The organism is Pseudoalteromonas fuliginea, from assembly GCF_000690055.1.
Taxonomy (GTDB): Bacteria; Pseudomonadota; Gammaproteobacteria; order Enterobacterales; family Alteromonadaceae; genus Pseudoalteromonas; species Pseudoalteromonas fuliginea.
This window is the reverse complement of record NZ_JJNZ01000155.1, coordinates 1-517: the sequence shown is the minus strand read 5'-3', so window position 1 is coordinate 517 and position 517 is coordinate 1. Positions and strand designations below refer to the sequence as shown.

Annotated in this window: 1 protein-coding gene; it reads right to left on the bottom strand. The window is 39.8% G+C overall.

Features of this window, described 5'->3' with window-relative positions:
• The coding region (locus DC53_RS00270) for an ISAs1 family transposase (protein ID WP_033032419.1) at positions 1-517 on the bottom strand (517 nt) is incomplete at both ends.

Below are 517 nucleotides of genomic sequence, written 5' to 3'. Positions count from 1 at the left end.
TATGGTTTGCTTTTACCGCAAGTAAGTAATCAGCTTCTTTACCAACTATTTTTTTTGCAATTGATTTTTGACACCCCATAGCGTCAATCGTTACTAAGCAGCCTTTTATCTCTAATAATTCAAGCAGCTCTGGCAACGCTTTTATTTCATTCGACTTTTTATCAACAGGGCATTGTGCCAAAACAACACCATTTTCGCATGCAAATGCACTGATCATATAAAGCGCATCGCGTCTATCTGACTGATTAAATGAACCTTTCAATCGTTTACCGTCAATAGCAACTACACCGCCTTGAGTTAATTTGGAGCAGGCTTTCATCCAAGAAGAAAAGGAATCTTGGAATTGCGTCATGTCAATACGGCTCATTACACGAGCAATTGTGTCATGGCGAGGGATCCCTTGTTCAAGAAGAACATATTTTCTGAGCCAATCTAGTCTATCATGACCAAAATCTTCAATCTCTTCCCAGCCCTGACAGCCTGAAACAACAGCGCTAACAGCTAAGAATATGATATC